Origin of the sequence: Collinsella sp. AM34-10, assembly GCF_003469185.1 — a bacterium.
In the GTDB taxonomy this organism is placed as follows: Bacteria; Actinomycetota; Coriobacteriia; order Coriobacteriales; family Coriobacteriaceae; genus Collinsella.
The window spans coordinates 1-14200 of the sequence record NZ_QSIL01000005.1; the positions used below are offsets into that span (position 1 = coordinate 1).

At 58.3% G+C, this 14200-nt stretch carries 14 protein-coding genes and 1 tRNA gene; 3 read left to right on the plus strand and 12 right to left on the minus strand.

Annotation, left to right across the window (positions count from 1 at the left end; all coding sequences use genetic code 11):
- Nucleotides 1–449: 449 nt before the first annotated feature.
- Entirely contained in the window at nucleotides 450–1046 is a 597-nt protein-coding gene (locus tag DW823_RS05725) for a hypothetical protein (RefSeq protein ID WP_118080993.1), read from the minus strand.
- 4 nt (nucleotides 1047–1050) lie between these two features.
- On the minus strand, nucleotides 1051–1350 hold the full coding sequence (locus DW823_RS09795) for a DUF2958 domain-containing protein (protein ID WP_158567277.1): 300 nt from the start codon (nucleotides 1348–1350) through the stop codon (nucleotides 1051–1053).
- A gap of 318 nt (nucleotides 1351–1668) precedes the next feature.
- Between DW823_RS09795 and DW823_RS05735 the strand changes: the two genes are divergently transcribed.
- Nucleotides 1669–1863, plus strand: coding sequence for a hypothetical protein (locus DW823_RS05735; protein WP_118080997.1), 195 nt, complete (start codon nucleotides 1669–1671; stop codon nucleotides 1861–1863).
- Nucleotides 1864–1895: 32 nt separating this feature from the next.
- On the opposite strand, the gene DW823_RS05740 is transcribed toward DW823_RS05735, so the two are convergent.
- From DW823_RS05740 to DW823_RS05755, 4 genes are all read right to left on the minus strand, one after another.
- Entirely contained in the window at nucleotides 1896–2828 is a 933-nt protein-coding gene (locus DW823_RS05740) for a DUF4268 domain-containing protein (protein ID WP_118080999.1), read from the minus strand.
- Between the two features lie 170 nt (nucleotides 2829–2998).
- A complete protein-coding gene (locus tag DW823_RS05745; protein WP_158567278.1) occupies nucleotides 2999–4318 on the minus strand; it encodes a DnaB-like helicase C-terminal domain-containing protein in 1320 nt (439 codons plus the stop codon).
- Between the two features lies 1 nt (nucleotide 4319).
- Nucleotides 4320–5324 carry a hypothetical protein gene (locus DW823_RS05750; RefSeq protein ID WP_118081003.1) on the minus strand — a complete coding sequence of 335 codons (1005 nt, stop codon included), beginning with the start codon at nucleotides 5322–5324 and terminating at the stop codon, nucleotides 4320–4322.
- Nucleotides 5325–5332: 8 nt separating this feature from the next.
- Complete coding sequence (locus tag DW823_RS05755; RefSeq protein WP_118081005.1) at nucleotides 5333–5530, minus strand: helix-turn-helix domain-containing protein; 198 nt, start codon at nucleotides 5528–5530, stop codon at nucleotides 5333–5335.
- A gap of 159 nt (nucleotides 5531–5689) precedes the next feature.
- On the opposite strand from DW823_RS05755, the gene DW823_RS05760 reads away from it, so the two are divergent.
- Nucleotides 5690–6910, plus strand: coding sequence for a hypothetical protein (locus DW823_RS05760; protein WP_118081007.1), 1221 nt, complete (start codon nucleotides 5690–5692; stop codon nucleotides 6908–6910).
- A 94-nt stretch (nucleotides 6911–7004) separates the two neighbouring features.
- Here the strand turns inward: DW823_RS05760 and DW823_RS05765 are convergent, their stop codons facing one another.
- Entirely contained in the window at nucleotides 7005–8957 is a 1953-nt protein-coding gene (locus DW823_RS05765) for a hypothetical protein (RefSeq protein ID WP_118081009.1), read from the minus strand.
- A gap of 20 nt (nucleotides 8958–8977) precedes the next feature.
- Complete coding sequence (locus tag DW823_RS05770; RefSeq protein ID WP_118081011.1) at nucleotides 8978–9223, minus strand: hypothetical protein; 246 nt, start codon at nucleotides 9221–9223, stop codon at nucleotides 8978–8980.
- A 116-nt stretch (nucleotides 9224–9339) separates the two neighbouring features.
- Here DW823_RS05770 and DW823_RS05775 point away from each other — a divergent pair, with 116 nt between their 5' ends.
- Nucleotides 9340–10506, plus strand: coding sequence for a hypothetical protein (locus DW823_RS05775; protein WP_118081013.1), 1167 nt, complete (start codon nucleotides 9340–9342; stop codon nucleotides 10504–10506).
- A gap of 161 nt (nucleotides 10507–10667) precedes the next feature.
- On the opposite strand, the gene DW823_RS05780 is transcribed toward DW823_RS05775, so the two are convergent.
- From DW823_RS05780 to cysS, 4 genes are all read right to left on the minus strand, one after another.
- Nucleotides 10668–10742 (minus strand) — tRNA-Thr (locus DW823_RS05780).
- A 223-nt stretch (nucleotides 10743–10965) separates the two neighbouring features.
- The gene (locus DW823_RS05785; RefSeq protein ID WP_055309418.1) at nucleotides 10966–11643 is read right to left on the minus strand and encodes an NYN domain-containing protein; all 678 of its coding nucleotides are present in this window, start codon (nucleotides 11641–11643) and stop codon (nucleotides 10966–10968) included.
- Nucleotides 11644–11646: 3 nt separating this feature from the next.
- Entirely contained in the window at nucleotides 11647–12567 is a 921-nt protein-coding gene (gene rlmB / locus DW823_RS05790; protein ID WP_118081015.1) for a 23S rRNA (guanosine(2251)-2'-O)-methyltransferase RlmB, read from the minus strand.
- Between the two features lie 166 nt (nucleotides 12568–12733).
- On the minus strand, nucleotides 12734–14200 hold the full coding sequence (gene cysS / locus DW823_RS05795) for a cysteine--tRNA ligase (RefSeq protein WP_117799684.1): 1467 nt from the start codon (nucleotides 14198–14200) through the stop codon (nucleotides 12734–12736).

The following is a 14200-nucleotide window of genomic DNA, read 5'->3' on the forward strand; positions in this document are numbered from 1 at the left end:
GCATCTCCTTGCGCGCCCACATTCCACTCCGCCTTAAATCAAGTATAAATACACAGTCTTTCAAGACAGCTATTCAACATTGGTGGTCACCGCTATGGACAATGTGAACCACCTAAACGAACTCTCAATACAGTCCCAGCTTAGCACCCTTGAAAAACTGGTCGCGGACGCGGAACAATCTACCGACGCAAGACGCGATTTCGAAGCTCAGCCTCGTGCCGTATTCCAGAAATATGGAATTACAGACCTCCAAATCAAAGCGGGAAATCGAAAAGTCTCTGTACGAACTGGTGGAGTCAACCGAAAAGGAGGCGCGTGTCCCCGTTGCACGCGCAGTATATCGTCGTATCCAGCTCCCACCGTCCAAGGCACTTGGACGGTGGGAGCTCCGCATCCCGGGAAAGGAAAAGCGCGGCCCATCCGGCCCGCGCCCGCGCCCTCCTCCCATTTCACCCCGCGACGTAAACCGTCCGGCCCGTCTCGCAGTCGATGGTCTCGGCGTCCCCGAAACCGACCCGGACGGCCGCCCATCCGCCGGCGACCGCCAACGCGTCGGCCTCGGACCTCGCGGCGGCGATGAGGCGCCCGAGCTCGGCCGAGCGCGCCGGCGCGGTCCCAACCTCGAACGCGCCGCCGTCGCCGCCCGACTCGTACTCGACGACGACCGTCGAGCCGAGAGCCTCCTCGAGGGTCTCGCTCAGGCCGCCCATGCCGTCGAGGGCGTGCCCGGCGACCGTGGCCAGCGGGTAGCGGGCCATCCCGGACGCCGCCGAGCGGACGGCCATGCGGAGCAAGCCGGCGGCCTCGAGCGCCTCGATGAGCGCCGCGGGGACCGCGGCGTCGATGGCGATGTTGCCGTGCCCGCGGCACCACTCGGCCGCCGACGGCACGTTCGCCGTGAGCACGCCCCACCCGGCCATGTAGCCCTCGGAACGCGGGTCCGTGGCGTCGAGGAGGAGGACGGCCAGGCCGCCGCCCACGTACTCATCGGCCACGAGGGCGAGGCGGACCGCCTCGCCCATGGAGTCGAACTCGACCGTGACCATGTGTCTACCTCCTCCTGACGGCGCTGAGCGGCTTCGGGGAGAAGTGCTCGTCGCGCTCGACGGCGGCGAACCCCATCTGGCGGTTCAGCTCGGCCATCTCCTTGATGCTGAAGTAGCCGAGCTCGTCGTCGTAGCCCTCGACGAGGCCGAATGCCTCGTCCGTGCCGTCGAACTCAAGCAGCCACCAATCCCATCCGTTCACGCACGAGAAGTAGTGGGCGTAGACCGTGGGGTCCTCAGCTCCATCCTGTTCATAGAGCCTCGGCACCGTCTTGGCGATTTCCTCGGTCATCAGCTGCTGCATGTCTTCCTCCGTTCCGGGCACCCTGCCCTCAACATCTCGCCCCTGCGGGCAAAGCCGAATGGCGACGCCGCGCGTCGTCGTCGGCTTTGCTCCCTGCAAAGCCGCACCGGAGCGAAGGCGGGTCAAGGGAGGTCCATGACGACCTCCACCAACCGGAGCGGAGCGGAGGTTTGTGCGGGGTCTCATGGGCCCCCTTGAAGCGGCGTAGCGGAGGTGCCACCCGGCCGCGAAGCCGTGGCCGATTCACGGCGGACGCCGGCAGCCCACGCCCAGCATCGATACCATCTGAACCGCTATTCACTTTTCGAGAGGAGCCATATGGAACTCGAGGATATCGTCTACGAGCTCGCCTGCCTTCATGAGTCGATGCTCTTTTGCTGCGAGGACCGGTCCGGCAAGGAGGACCCGGTCTTCGCGCATTACTGCATGGCGCTGGGGAGGATTGTCAGGGACCTCGAAGAGGCCGAGCGGCGCATCCGGACCGAAACGGCCGGCGCCGAATCCCGTCAATAGAAAACGCCCCGGCATTACTGCCGGGGCGTTTTCTAGAGCTCGATCTCCGCAATTATTTTTTTCATCTCGAGGGCCCAACCGAGCTGTTCCTCGATGTACCCCGGCCATGCGTCCTGGTGGCCCTTGATGGGGTGGCCCGCCTTGTAGAAGCGCAGCCCCGATGCCTTTTTCGCATCGAAGGTCACCGCCGTCAGCCCGAGGTGATCCTCGAAGACCCCGCTGTTGGCGATGGCGCGGTGTCCGATCTCCTTGTCGTCGTCCACGTACAGCTCGATGCCCGTGCGGCCCTTGTGCGTATCAATGAGCAGGGCGAGATGGTATGCCGAGACCCCCAGTCGCAGCGTCGACCAATGGTCCTTGCTGGGCTTCTGCGGGCTGAACTCCTTGAGGAACTCCGGATGGCCGTCCGCCACCTCGCGGTAGGCCGTCCAGTACGCCAGCTTGACCTTTTCGGTCTCGCTGAGCCCCTCGGAGAGTTTCACGGTCTTGGTCCACTCGTTCGGCTGCTCGACCACGCCGAAGCGCGGGGCGGGCAGGGAGTCCCCGATCTTCCAGAGCTCGACCTCGACCAGGAAGAACCCGAAGTCGCTGTCGGTGTGCTGGTTGAGCCACTCGATGGCCTGGCGGTGCTCGTCGCGGGCGTGCGCCACGACCCAGATGACGACCTCGGCGCCCTTGCCGGCGGCATACGTGATCACCTTGCCGAGATGGTCGTGGTTGGTGTCCTCGAGCTGGTTCTCGATGATCACCTTGCGGCCCGTACCGGACTCCTGCGCATAGATGTCCACGTTGAACGAACCGACCGAGGACTCCGTCTCTATGAGCTCGAGCTCGATTCCGACCGCCATCCCGAGGGTTGCGAGGTTCTGCTCCTCGGCCAGCCACTTGGTGAAGTCGTGGGCCTCATGCGGCCACACCTCGCGCAAGGGGACCTTCTTGATGGTGTCCAGGTTATAGGTCTTCATCCGTCACCCTTCCAGTCGTTAAGTCGACACCGCTGCAGGGTTTCTATATGCGCCGAACATCATGGCACCCAACCCCTAGACGCGTCAATGCGTGGACATATCAACGAGAACGTGCCATCCGGTCAAATCTTTACGACCGGATGGCACGTTTGATTCCTCCAATTACGATGTTAATCTGCAAATGTGCAAGTTGAAGGCGAAAAATTCAGGTCGACCTCTCCGACCGGCCCGTTGCGGTGCTTGGCCACGATCACCCTTCGCTTGCCCCAATCGGGACGTTCCGGGCGGCTTGCCTCTCCCTCTGTGGCAGACGCATCAAGCAGGAGGACTACATCAGCGTCCTGCTCGATAGATCCGGAATCCCTAAGATCCGACATCATCGGGCGCCTATCCGGGCGCTGCTCGGACTGTCGTGAAAGCTGGGCAAGCGCTATCACGGGCACGTGCAGTTCACGAGCCATCAATTTGAGCGCGCGCGATAGCTCCGATACCTCTTCGTATCTGCCTGCCCCTTTCACCGACGATTGAAGAAGCTGGAGATAGTCAACAATGATGACCTCAGGCGCCTTCCCGTCAATCACCTTTCGTCGACATTGGGCCTGCATCCTGGAGACAGTCATTCCAGGCTCATCGTTCAATATAATGGGAAAACCAACCAAGCGATCACGCGCTTCCGCTATCAATTGTTCTTGGAGGCCGGCATACGATCCGGAGGAAAGCGTACTTGAAGAGATACTCGACTCCAGGGAAAACAGCCGGTACGTTATCTCCTCGCTTGACATTTCCTCTGAATAAATTGCAACGCGTCTGCCCTGTTTTGCAAATTCTGCTCCGCAAAACACCGCAAACGCCGTTTTACCCACAGAAGGTCTTGCGCCGACCACGACCAGCTGCCCAGGCTTGATTCCATCGGGAAAAAGCCCATCAAGCGCCCCGATCCCGAAATATATGCAATCTGGGTCCTTCGTGCCGGCATGCTTGGCGCCCATATCCATATAGACCTGCTCGGTGACTTCCGCGAGACTGTGGGAACCGTTAGGAATAGCCCTCGTTGTCACTTCCCCCAATATCGCCTCCGCCCGATCCGCCAGCTCCTCTTCGCTGGAGCCCTCGCTAACGGCAAGGTCCCTGATTCGCTGCGCAGCAGCAGTCAAGCTCCGCCTCAACGAATGCCGTTTGAGGATTTTGACGTAATGCGGGTAGTTCACATAGCTAAGATAATCTCCAGAGACCTGAAGCACATAGGAGTCCCCGCCCGCTTTTGCTAGATTTCCGGTCGACCCAAGTCTGTCAATCACTGCAACAAGGTCGGTCGGCATGCCGGCATCGGCGAGTTGCTTGATAGCGGTAAACATGATTTGGTTGCGCGAAATATAGAAGTCGCCCGCCTCGAGAACGGCACCCAGCTCCGCCGCCACCTCAGTGCTGCCCATCATGGCGGACAAAATCGAACTCTCGGCGGCCTTGTCGTAAATCTCGTTGTCTTTCATCCTAATTCCTCCTATGGTGCAATTGTTCATAGATATCCAGCGCCTCCGCTTCAGTCATCGACGGAGGCCCCAACGGCTCCTCAAAACCGGCAGCGGAGACGTGACACCAGCTTCCGCAACTATTACGGTAGACCCCGGCTCGGCTAATAACGGGCCCCGGGGCGTGAACGAGCCACCGCGAGATTTCTTTACTTGTCAGGAAGGCATGTGGGTACAGATATGGATTCCGTCCCCTTGAGACGTTATCGTCCACTTGGCGCTTCACCGCATCAGCAATTTCGGCGGCATCCCATCCCTGAATCCGAAGGCTGTCGTATTCCCGGCGAGTTTCCTTTTCTTTGGCTCCCGGGCCTTTTTCGAACAGCTTCAGAAAAGAAAGGTAGTGAGCATCCTCGGTCTCGCTGCTATTAGTTTTATTAGTTGAATTAGAGGGTGTAGTAATTGCCCGCGTTTCCACACCAGTTGAGGCGCCTTCTCCACTAGCTAACTCGTTTTCTACACCAGTTCGGCAATAATCAACCGGTGTAGAAACCCCTTGTTTTCCTCCACCAGTCCGACCTGTCACGAGATCCAATTCGCCAGACCGAGGCCAAATATACTCATAGCAGGAAGCCTGTTGTTTGCTTTTTCCAATTTGCAGTTTGCGTAACAATGGTTCGACGCCTTCCTTCTTCAGGCTCAGATACTCACCGGTCAAAGTCAAATAGTTGAGGTATTTGATGGCGGTCTTTCGGGTGATGCCGAGCGCTTTTTCGAGCTGTGAAATTGAGAGCGACGCATATTGCGCGCCATTGTCCAGCCTACTGCCCACCACAGCGCCTTTAGCTAGGGCGATTACCGCCTTGTGCAACCCCTCCATCGTTCGCCGGTTTTTGCAATTTGCCTGAATCCAGCAAATCGCATACATCATCCAGCCGACCAGGTCATCGGTCATCAAAGGGGTATGGCACGAGCGAGAGTAGAGGATCTCGGTTTCGTCTATTTCCACGAACCGACCGGTAGGCATGAGTACAGCTATTCGTCGATGGGGACGCCGGCGAGCTTGGCGACAGCCTCCTGGCTGAACAACCAGACATGACCGACCTTCTTGCCTTGCAGGATGCCCTTGCGCGCGAGCTCAAGCACGCTACGTTCCGACAGGCCGAGCCAAGCAGCAGCCTCGCGCGTATGGAAAGGCCGCGCGTAGACAGCGGGACGATTCAAAGCGTTCATCTGTACCTCCGTAAAAAAACTCTGACTACGCTGTCTAGTTTACGACGTTAGCTTTATTTGCTTGTTTATTCCGTTTTCCATCATAAGAGACACATAATTGCTTATTATTTCCCGACTGCGCTGTTATACTAATTTCGTTAGCTTTATCAGGAGGACTATATGGGCAGCCATCATATCTTTATCGCAAAGGACAAGAAGCTGGGGATGCATGTCCTTATCAGGATTCAGGCGGTCGATGAGCTGGGAAGTGCCTATCCCCCGATTAACCCCGACACTTTCAATGAGCTCCTGATGGCAAGGGATGCGAAATCATTAGTCCTGGCAGCCCGCAATCTCGGGCCCATGTACATTTCGGAAGATGATCTCGCCAATCGCACCTATCTGCCCAGTCGACTTCAGCAAGGCATCGAACGTGGAATAGATCTCGTTCCGTCCAATTTAGACGGCCTGCTCTCGGAGTGCTTTTTCGATCCATATGCCAATCCCGCCGAAGTTGACGGCATGGGCTATAAAGAGGTCGGCCGAACAGCGAAGAAGGCCGCTCGCGAGCTTATCGATGAGTTCGATTTCGTCAATGCTGGGAACCTCTCCTATCTGGATTCTCAGTTCCGTGCCGTCATCGAACCGCTGCATGACTGGATTTTTGCCAGAAACCTGCTTTCGATAGTCCTTCGCATCGGCGGGTTATATAGAACTGGAGCGGACCCCAAAACAATTCTGGAGACCGCTAGGTTCCGCAAGGTTGAGCCGGCAAGCCTGAAAGAGCGTTTTAACATGGGCTCTGCCACCTGCTATGCGATACCCATAGCGTTCAATCCGTTTTACCGAACCGGAAACCTGCTGGTTAACGATGTGACCTTTGATGCTCAAAAAATCTGGCCCCTCTACAACAGCCTCACTGACATCAAGAAGTCATTTACACAGGCGGTCATTGATCACCATCTAAAAGGCGACGGGAATGAGTTCGTCAAGTTTCTCACGTCGGTCGAGGCAGCACAGGCCGACGGTAGATTCGACAACAGAAAGAACCATCCGGAGGAAAACAAGTGGTGGTATCTGGTTGTCAGCTCAAACATAGACGGCAAATCCATAGATGATCAGATGCAGATAGCGAACCGGATGCTTCAGGCGGTAGACGGAAGGCTCTTCCAGCCCCGCATCGCATATTCGGGCGTGAAGATGGCCGAAATCGCCCCGGAGCAGAAACCACGTAACATGTTGGAAGCCATGTGGTTACTCGTCAGGAACCATCCCGACCATTACCTCTTGACGTGCAAACGCTGCATGCGAACTGTGCTGTCTGGAACCCAAGGGGGCGAGCGCTCATTCTGCAGCAATTCTTGTCGCGCGACCTGGAGCAAAGAACACCCGTCCAGATAGGAGGGCTGTTCACAGAAAAAAGCCGGAACCTGGCTGGACCAGGCTCCGGCTTTCTGTTTATTCCCATCAAAGACCATGCAGGTAAGAATAAGGCCTATTCCGTTCCCTGGATCACGGTCAGCAAATCCTCGTAGCTGTGCACCACGTCATAACGCACGTCCTCGTCCGAGAACTCGTTGAAGAGCTTGCGGGCGCAGGCAATCTTGCCGCGCTCGATGTCGCGCAGTGTGAGGCTGTCCATGCTGCCCTTGGTCTCCGCGACGAAGAACACGTGGCGCACGCTCCCCTTCTCAAACGCGATGGCCCAGTCGGGCGCATAGTTGCCCACCGGCGTCGGGATCTTAAAGGACCTCGGCAGCTTGGCGTAGACCGCGACCTTGCCCTCAGCGGAGTCGAGGTCTCGTGCGAAGTCGCGCTCGCCCTCGGAATCCCAGAACACGTAGTCCTGGATGCAGCGGCTCGTCTCCAGCGCCCGGCCGACGTTCTCAGGCATGCGCTCGGCAAAGATGGTTGAATCGTACCGCTCGTCGAGCTTATGGTACGTGATGTGGTCCACCACCATCGTCGCCTTCTCTGCCAGAATGCAACGGGAGACCTTGGCGATGAACTCCTCGGGGTTATCGCGGAACATGCGGAACTTGACGGGGGCTATGCTCTTGAGGGTCGACGCCGCGCTCCTGCGCGTGATGCGTGCCGCGGTAGCGACTTCGCCCAGCAGGTCGCACGTCACGCCCGAGGCGTCCTCGCCCACCTCGTAGTCGCGCCTCGTGGCATCACCGAATGACTCGCCGCGCTCAAGGTTCTCCCGCGTCTGGGTCGAGCGCTGCGCGGCGGTCGTCATGACATAAGATGCCTTGGTCACAAACAGTTCGCGGTTAATTCGGTCGATTGCCTTAGCCCGCAGCTCAACGTCGTCAAAATCAACGGTGTAGGAGTGCTTAGAGTTGGTCCTGTTCCAAAGTTCTTGGAACTCGGCGCGCGCGAAGTTGGCGTTGAGCGGGTTTTCGCGAACCTTGGGCTCGTTGCCGTTGCGAATGTAGTCGTCGAGCGCATGCTCGTCGTAGACGCTCTTCACCAGCGCTTCGATATCCTTGCGATAGGCATAGAGATGCTCGGGCAGGTCGTCGTCGGTAACGGACGTGAGGCCCGATTCCTTGAACTTCTGTGCAGGCACGCCCTCGCGATCGATGAGACTGTGCTGCACGAGCGCGAAATAGACATCGTGTGCATCTTCCTGCCTGAGCGCATAGGTCTTTTCCTCGTCCGCCTGGACGACAAAGCCCTTGAGGAACTCCTCCGTGACCGCCTTGGGACGCTCGCGAAGTGCGCTCTTCGTGTCCTCCTGCAGCGCCTTCGTGAAATCGCTGTAGCTCTCGCTGGCGATGACGGTGAGCGTGTTGACGCGCTGCACCTCCTGCTCGCCCAGTGCCTCCAGGTCCTGGCGCTCGCCGTCCCGGTTCACGCACAGGCGCAGGCCGCGGCCCACCTCCTGGCGCTTGCCGGTCTCAGAATCGGAGTGCTTGAGAGTGCAGATCTGGAACACGTTGGGGTTATCCCAGCCCTCGCGCAGGGCAGAGTGGCTAAAGATGAAGCGAGTGGGCTCGTCGAACGACAGCAGGCGCTCCTTGTCCTTGAGGATGAGGTCGTAGGCACCCTCGTCATCGGACTCATCGCTGCCGCGCTTGAGCTTAGAGTTAACCGAATGCCCTTTCTTGTCGATGGAGAAGTATCCCTTGTGCGTTGCATGGACGTCGATGCCGCGCAACCACTCAAGATAGCGGCGACGCACCTCACCGAGACCCGCATCGAGCGAGGCGTCGAGGTTCTGCTGCCCACGGCTGTACTCGTCGATGGCGCGTGCGTACTCCTCCTCAAAGATTCGGCCGTACTCGCCCAGGTCTTCCCCGCCGTCGTCATCATAGATGCGGTACTTGGCGACCTCGTCGATAAAGAAGAGCGACAGACACTTGATGCCGCGCGCGAACAGCGCCTCCTCCTTCTCCAGATGGCTTTTGATGGTCTCGCGCTCCCGCCCTACCTGTTCCACGCACGATAGCTTTCAAGAAGCTAAGCGACATCGCCAAACTCCTTTGAAATTAGATAGTCGATTAAATCCTGTTTATCCAGTCGCCAAATGCCGTCATAGTTAACGCCACCGGCGGCGTGAATTATCGCCATTGCCTTCGTCTTACCGACAAATAAAAGGCTCTCGACGTCTTTACGGTTGAGATATACCTTCGGTTCGGCTTCAAGCTTTTTGTACCATGCCTTCCTTTTGATCCACTTCTTTTGACCTTCAGTTAAATCGTCCATTAGCGCCTCTTTCGGCCGTAATTGTTTTATCAAGTTCATTGTAGCATCTTCGATGTTATTCTAACTACGTCGTTTAGCTTAACCCATTAGCTACATATTACTTGAAAGGACTATTAATGCTCGACCCACTTATTCCCACGCCCGCGAGTCCCGTTCAGCCTCTTAGCCGATGGACGCTCCCAAGAGTCAAGAAAGCCACCGTAGAAATCGACGGAATCGAATGCGACGCCTTCATCTGCAAAGCAAACGGATATGCCTACGGCCTTCCTGACGGTTTTTCCACCGGAGCAATGATGAATCTAAATCTCTCAGATAATCGGGCAATCGCCGATTTTGTTGAACGCTACGGACTGCCCGTTTCGCCCTATGCCAACCAGGCTAGCCATGTCGAACAGCGTTTTAAGCAAAACGATTCCTATTCGACGGATCCAGTGGGAGATGGCCTCAACCTTTGGCGAGACGGGTTTTACGATTCGAAGCGAAGCCAACAGATCTCCGAAGAACTTGGGCCTTCGCCTTTCAATCATTTCAAAGACAAACGCTGCTCCGCAGGTACTGAAATCGCAAATCTCATCAAAGGAATCCGTCCGAGCAATTCGCAAATCATTCTTGTAAATGACATCCGGACTACATTGGCCTTCATGCAACTCTCCGCGCTTCTTCTATGTTCTAAGTCGGCATTTGGAAGCGCCGCATATGATGTGGTACTGAGTTACTTAGGCTCTTGTCCATCAAGAACAATCATCACCAACGTTTTCAAAACGCTTTTGTACGCGACGCAACTACAGATCAAGCCCCAAGACGGTCGCAGCTCCGAGATTGTCGCGGAAGCAAATCGAATCTGGATTGGAAATCAACTTGAGGACCTTGAGAAAACCCTCGCCCTTTTCATTGACCTTGCGATCAACCCAAATGAAGAACCCAAAAGGTTGATCAGTAGTCCAATACTCCGCAGGCTCCTAGTCGAAAGACCCAATGAGGCCGAGGCAATCCCCGGCAGTCTAACGCGCGCCTTTGCACTCCAGCTTGAGAAGGAACTCGAAAGCAATCAAGGTTGGTTCAAGTGCAGCGTCTGTGGACGACCGTACAAAAACAAGCAACAACTCATGCATGCCATCATAAATCAGGAAGCTGCAGAGAAAGAGCGCTGCAAGGCCAGAAGGACAACCCGCAAGCCAAACTCATTCTGCTGTAGGGCCCACGAAGAGTCCATGAGGCGTAAAAGAATCCCTAATCGGACGACAAACTCCGAGATGGGCCCAAACTCAAGCGAATCGATTTAACGCAAACTCGAATCGCGTGAAGGCATTGTGAACTTTATTTTTAATTAGAGATGCCAAGACAGCTTTTATTGCACATGTCGTTGCGCAGCCCGTTGCACACGGCGGCAATAAAAAAGAAAGCAGGCCAGAGAAAAATAGACTCTGACCTGCTTTTTCTTTCATGGAGCCAGTGACAGGAATCGAACCCGCAACCCACTGATTACAAATCAGTTGCGCTACCGTTGCGCCACACTGGCACACTTGGCGCTTTCGCGCGAAGCCAGTTAAGAATAAAGGAATTGCGGACGAGGCGCAACAGACCCTTCGCCCGACCACATCTCAAAACTATTCGCCAGAACGAATAGTTTTATCCGTTCGCCAAAACCAAAAACTATTCGTTTTGGCGACGGCAACCCACAGTCCATTGATTACAAATCAACGGGCTGACCAATTGGGAAACGGGTCTCTATGGATAATCCCCTACCGACCACGCAGGGCCTTGAGCTTGGCCAGGGCATCGGGGCTCAGGCGACTGCCCAGAGTCATCTTGATCTGCGGAGCTTCCTCTGCCTCGTGAACGTCGTTATCGATCTGTTTGATCTCGTCCACCAGCATACGGCTCGAGATGCGCGTTACGCCCTTGCCCATGACGACGGCCTGGATCGTGCCGTCGCTCGATACCACGGAGCACGCGCGGCCTTCCTCGCGTGCCTCGATGCAGAGCTTTTGCACCACAGTATCGGCAGAGACGCCCGTCGGCGAGAACTCGATGCGCACGCCGCGGGCCGGCAGGTTGGGGCGCTCGTTGGAGATATTGCCCGCGCCGTCGAACACGATCACGGCCTCGTAGCGGCCCTGGGCAAAGGCGGCGACGTCGTTGATGAGAGCGGTGCGCGCCATATCGTGAACGTCGCTGGAATACGGATCGTCGGAATGGTCGTACACGAGCTTTTCGTAGCGCGGCGTGCAGTGGATCACGTTGTAACCGTCAACCACCAGCAGCTCGGGCTTGTTGGAGTGCACCGTCGAGACTGGATCGGCGATAGCCTGTGCAAACGCATTGCCGCCCACGCCATAGGTCGCGGCCGAAACAATCGGCTTGGCCGAGCCTTCGCCAAAGCGCTTGGCCTTGGACTTGGCGCGGTTCTTCTTGGACATGCGCTACTCCTCCCCCATGAGCTCGCCGGCGTTGCGGCGCAGCCACTCAAAGCACAGCGCGGTGGTCGCCTGGGCCACATTGAGACTCTCGGTCATGCCGCGCTGGGGAAGCTTGGTCAAAAAGTCGCATTTCTCGAGCACCAGACGCGAGATGCCGTCGCCCTCGGAACCCATGACGAGCGCAACGCGGCCCTCGAAAGGGGCGTCCCAGCAACTGCCTTCGGCATGCTCGGAAGCGCCGCCCACCCAAAAGCCGGCGGCCTTGAGGTCATCGAGCGCTCGGGCAATGTTGGGAACCTGCGCGATGGGCAGGTGCATGACGGCACCAGCAGAGGTTTTGTAGCTGCCCACGGTCACACCGGCGGCGCGCTTGTTTGCAATGATGACGCCCGCCGCGCCCACGACCTCGGCGGAGCGCACGATCGCACCAAAGTTGCCATCGTCGGTCACATGGTCGAGCACGACGACGAGCGCCGGTCCGTCACCCGCGCGATCGAGGATATCGGCGACATCAGCATAGGGGAAATTACCCACCTCGAGCGCAATGCCCTGGTGAGCGCCATGGCTCGACAGCGCATCGAGCTGCGCGCGCGGCACATACTTAATGCGGACACCCGCGGCGTTGAGGTCATCGACCAGGCGCGACAAGGCGGCATCGCGCTCCCCGCCCTCGGCGATGAGCGCGCACTTGATGGGAAAACCAGTGCGCAGCGCCTCGGCGGCAGCACGACGACCTTCGATAAACTCGCCCTTGGGGACCTGAATGTTGTCGCGGTTGCGATCTCGCTGCGAACGCGCAGCCTGGGCTTGGGAGCGCTCGCGCTGGCCCTTGGGAGCGGCAGCGCGGTCGTTGCGACGAATCGGACGCGAACCAGAAACGGCCTGCTTGCCTCCGCGCGATGCACGCTTGCGATTGTCGGCCATAAAACGGCCTCCTTAAAACGATTATCAATAGAACAAACGAAACGACCGCCCGAGGTGCGGCAGATTGCCTTGAAAGAGGAGGGCATAGACCTTGAGGTCATGCCCGACGATTGAAAGGCAAGGTGCCGTGGCTCGGGCGGTCGGGTGCTTGGGAAACCCGCGGGGATTAGAGAGATTTGATACGGGTGCCGGCGGCGGTATCCTCGATCGTCAGCCCGAGGTCCTTGAGCTGGTCGCGGATGGCGTCGGCCAGATCCCAGTTCTTGGCAGCGCGGGCCTCGGCGCGGGCCTCGAGAATCTTGGCAGCGGCCTCGTCCACGTCGTCGCCCGTGTAGGCAACCAGGCCGGCGGCTACGCCCAGCAGGCCCAGCGGCAACTCGACCTTTGGCTCGGGGAGCTCAACGCCAAACGTATCGAGCAGCTCGACCAGCGTATCGGCGGCGGCAAGCGCGGCGGCCTTGTCGGCAGCGTCGCCCGCCTGCTCCAGGTACTGGTTGCACTCGGTCACAAAGCCAAAGACGGCACCCATGGCACCGGCGGTGTTAAAGTCGTCGTCCATGCACTCCTTAAAGGTGGCACGGGTCTCGGCGGCCTTGGCGGCAAACGCCTCGGATGCTGCCTCATCGGCATCGGCCGTCGCATGGTTCGCGGCCCAGCGCAGGTTCTCGACCGTACCGGCGATACGCGTGAGCGAGTTCTCGGCACCCTCCAAGCGCTCCCAAGAAAAGTCGAGCGGCGAGCGATAGCTCGTCTGCAGCATCAGCAGGCGCAGGGCGGCAGCGGAATGCTGCTCGAGCACCTCGGCCAGCGTAAAGAAGTTGCCGAGCGACTTGGACATTTTCTCGCCGTCTACCAGCAGCATGCCCGTGTGCATCCAGGTGTTGGAGAAGCCCTGGTGCCAGGCGCAGGTGGCCTGGGCGCACTCGTTCTCGTGATGCGGGAAGGCAAGGTCGGAGCCGCCGCCGTGGATGTCGATCGGGGTGCCCAGGTAGCGATGCACCATGGCGGCGCACTCGGTGTGCCAACCGGGACGGCCCTCGCCCCAGGGGCTCGGCCAGCTGGGCTCGCCGGGCTTGGCAGCCTTCCACAGGGCAAAGTCGAGCGGGTCGTTCTTGTCCTCGTTCTCCTCGATGCGCGCGCCAACCATAAGGTCGTCGATGTTGCGGCCCGAGACCTGACCATAGTTGGAATCGCTGCGCACGGCAAAGTACACGTCGCCGTTATCGGCGGCGTAGGCGTGGCCCTGCTCGATGAGTGTCTTGATCATGGCGATCATGGGGCCGATCTCTTTGGTGGCGCGGGGGCGCACATCGGGATCGAGCACGTTGGCGGCACGCATGACGCCGATGAACTTGTCGGAGAACTCCGTCGCGACCTCGGCAGCCGTACGGCCCTGCTCGTTGGCGCGCTTGATGATCTTGTCGTCGACATCGGTGAGGTTCTGGGCGAACGTGACCTCGTAGCCGCTTGCGATGAGCCAGCGACGAATCACGTCAAAGCTGATGAACGTGCGGGCATTGCCGATGTGGATGTTGTCGTAGACCGTGGGGCCGCACACGTACATGCGGACCTTGCCGGACTCGATGGGCTGGAACTCTTCCTTTTTATGGGTAGCGCTGTTGTAGATACGCAT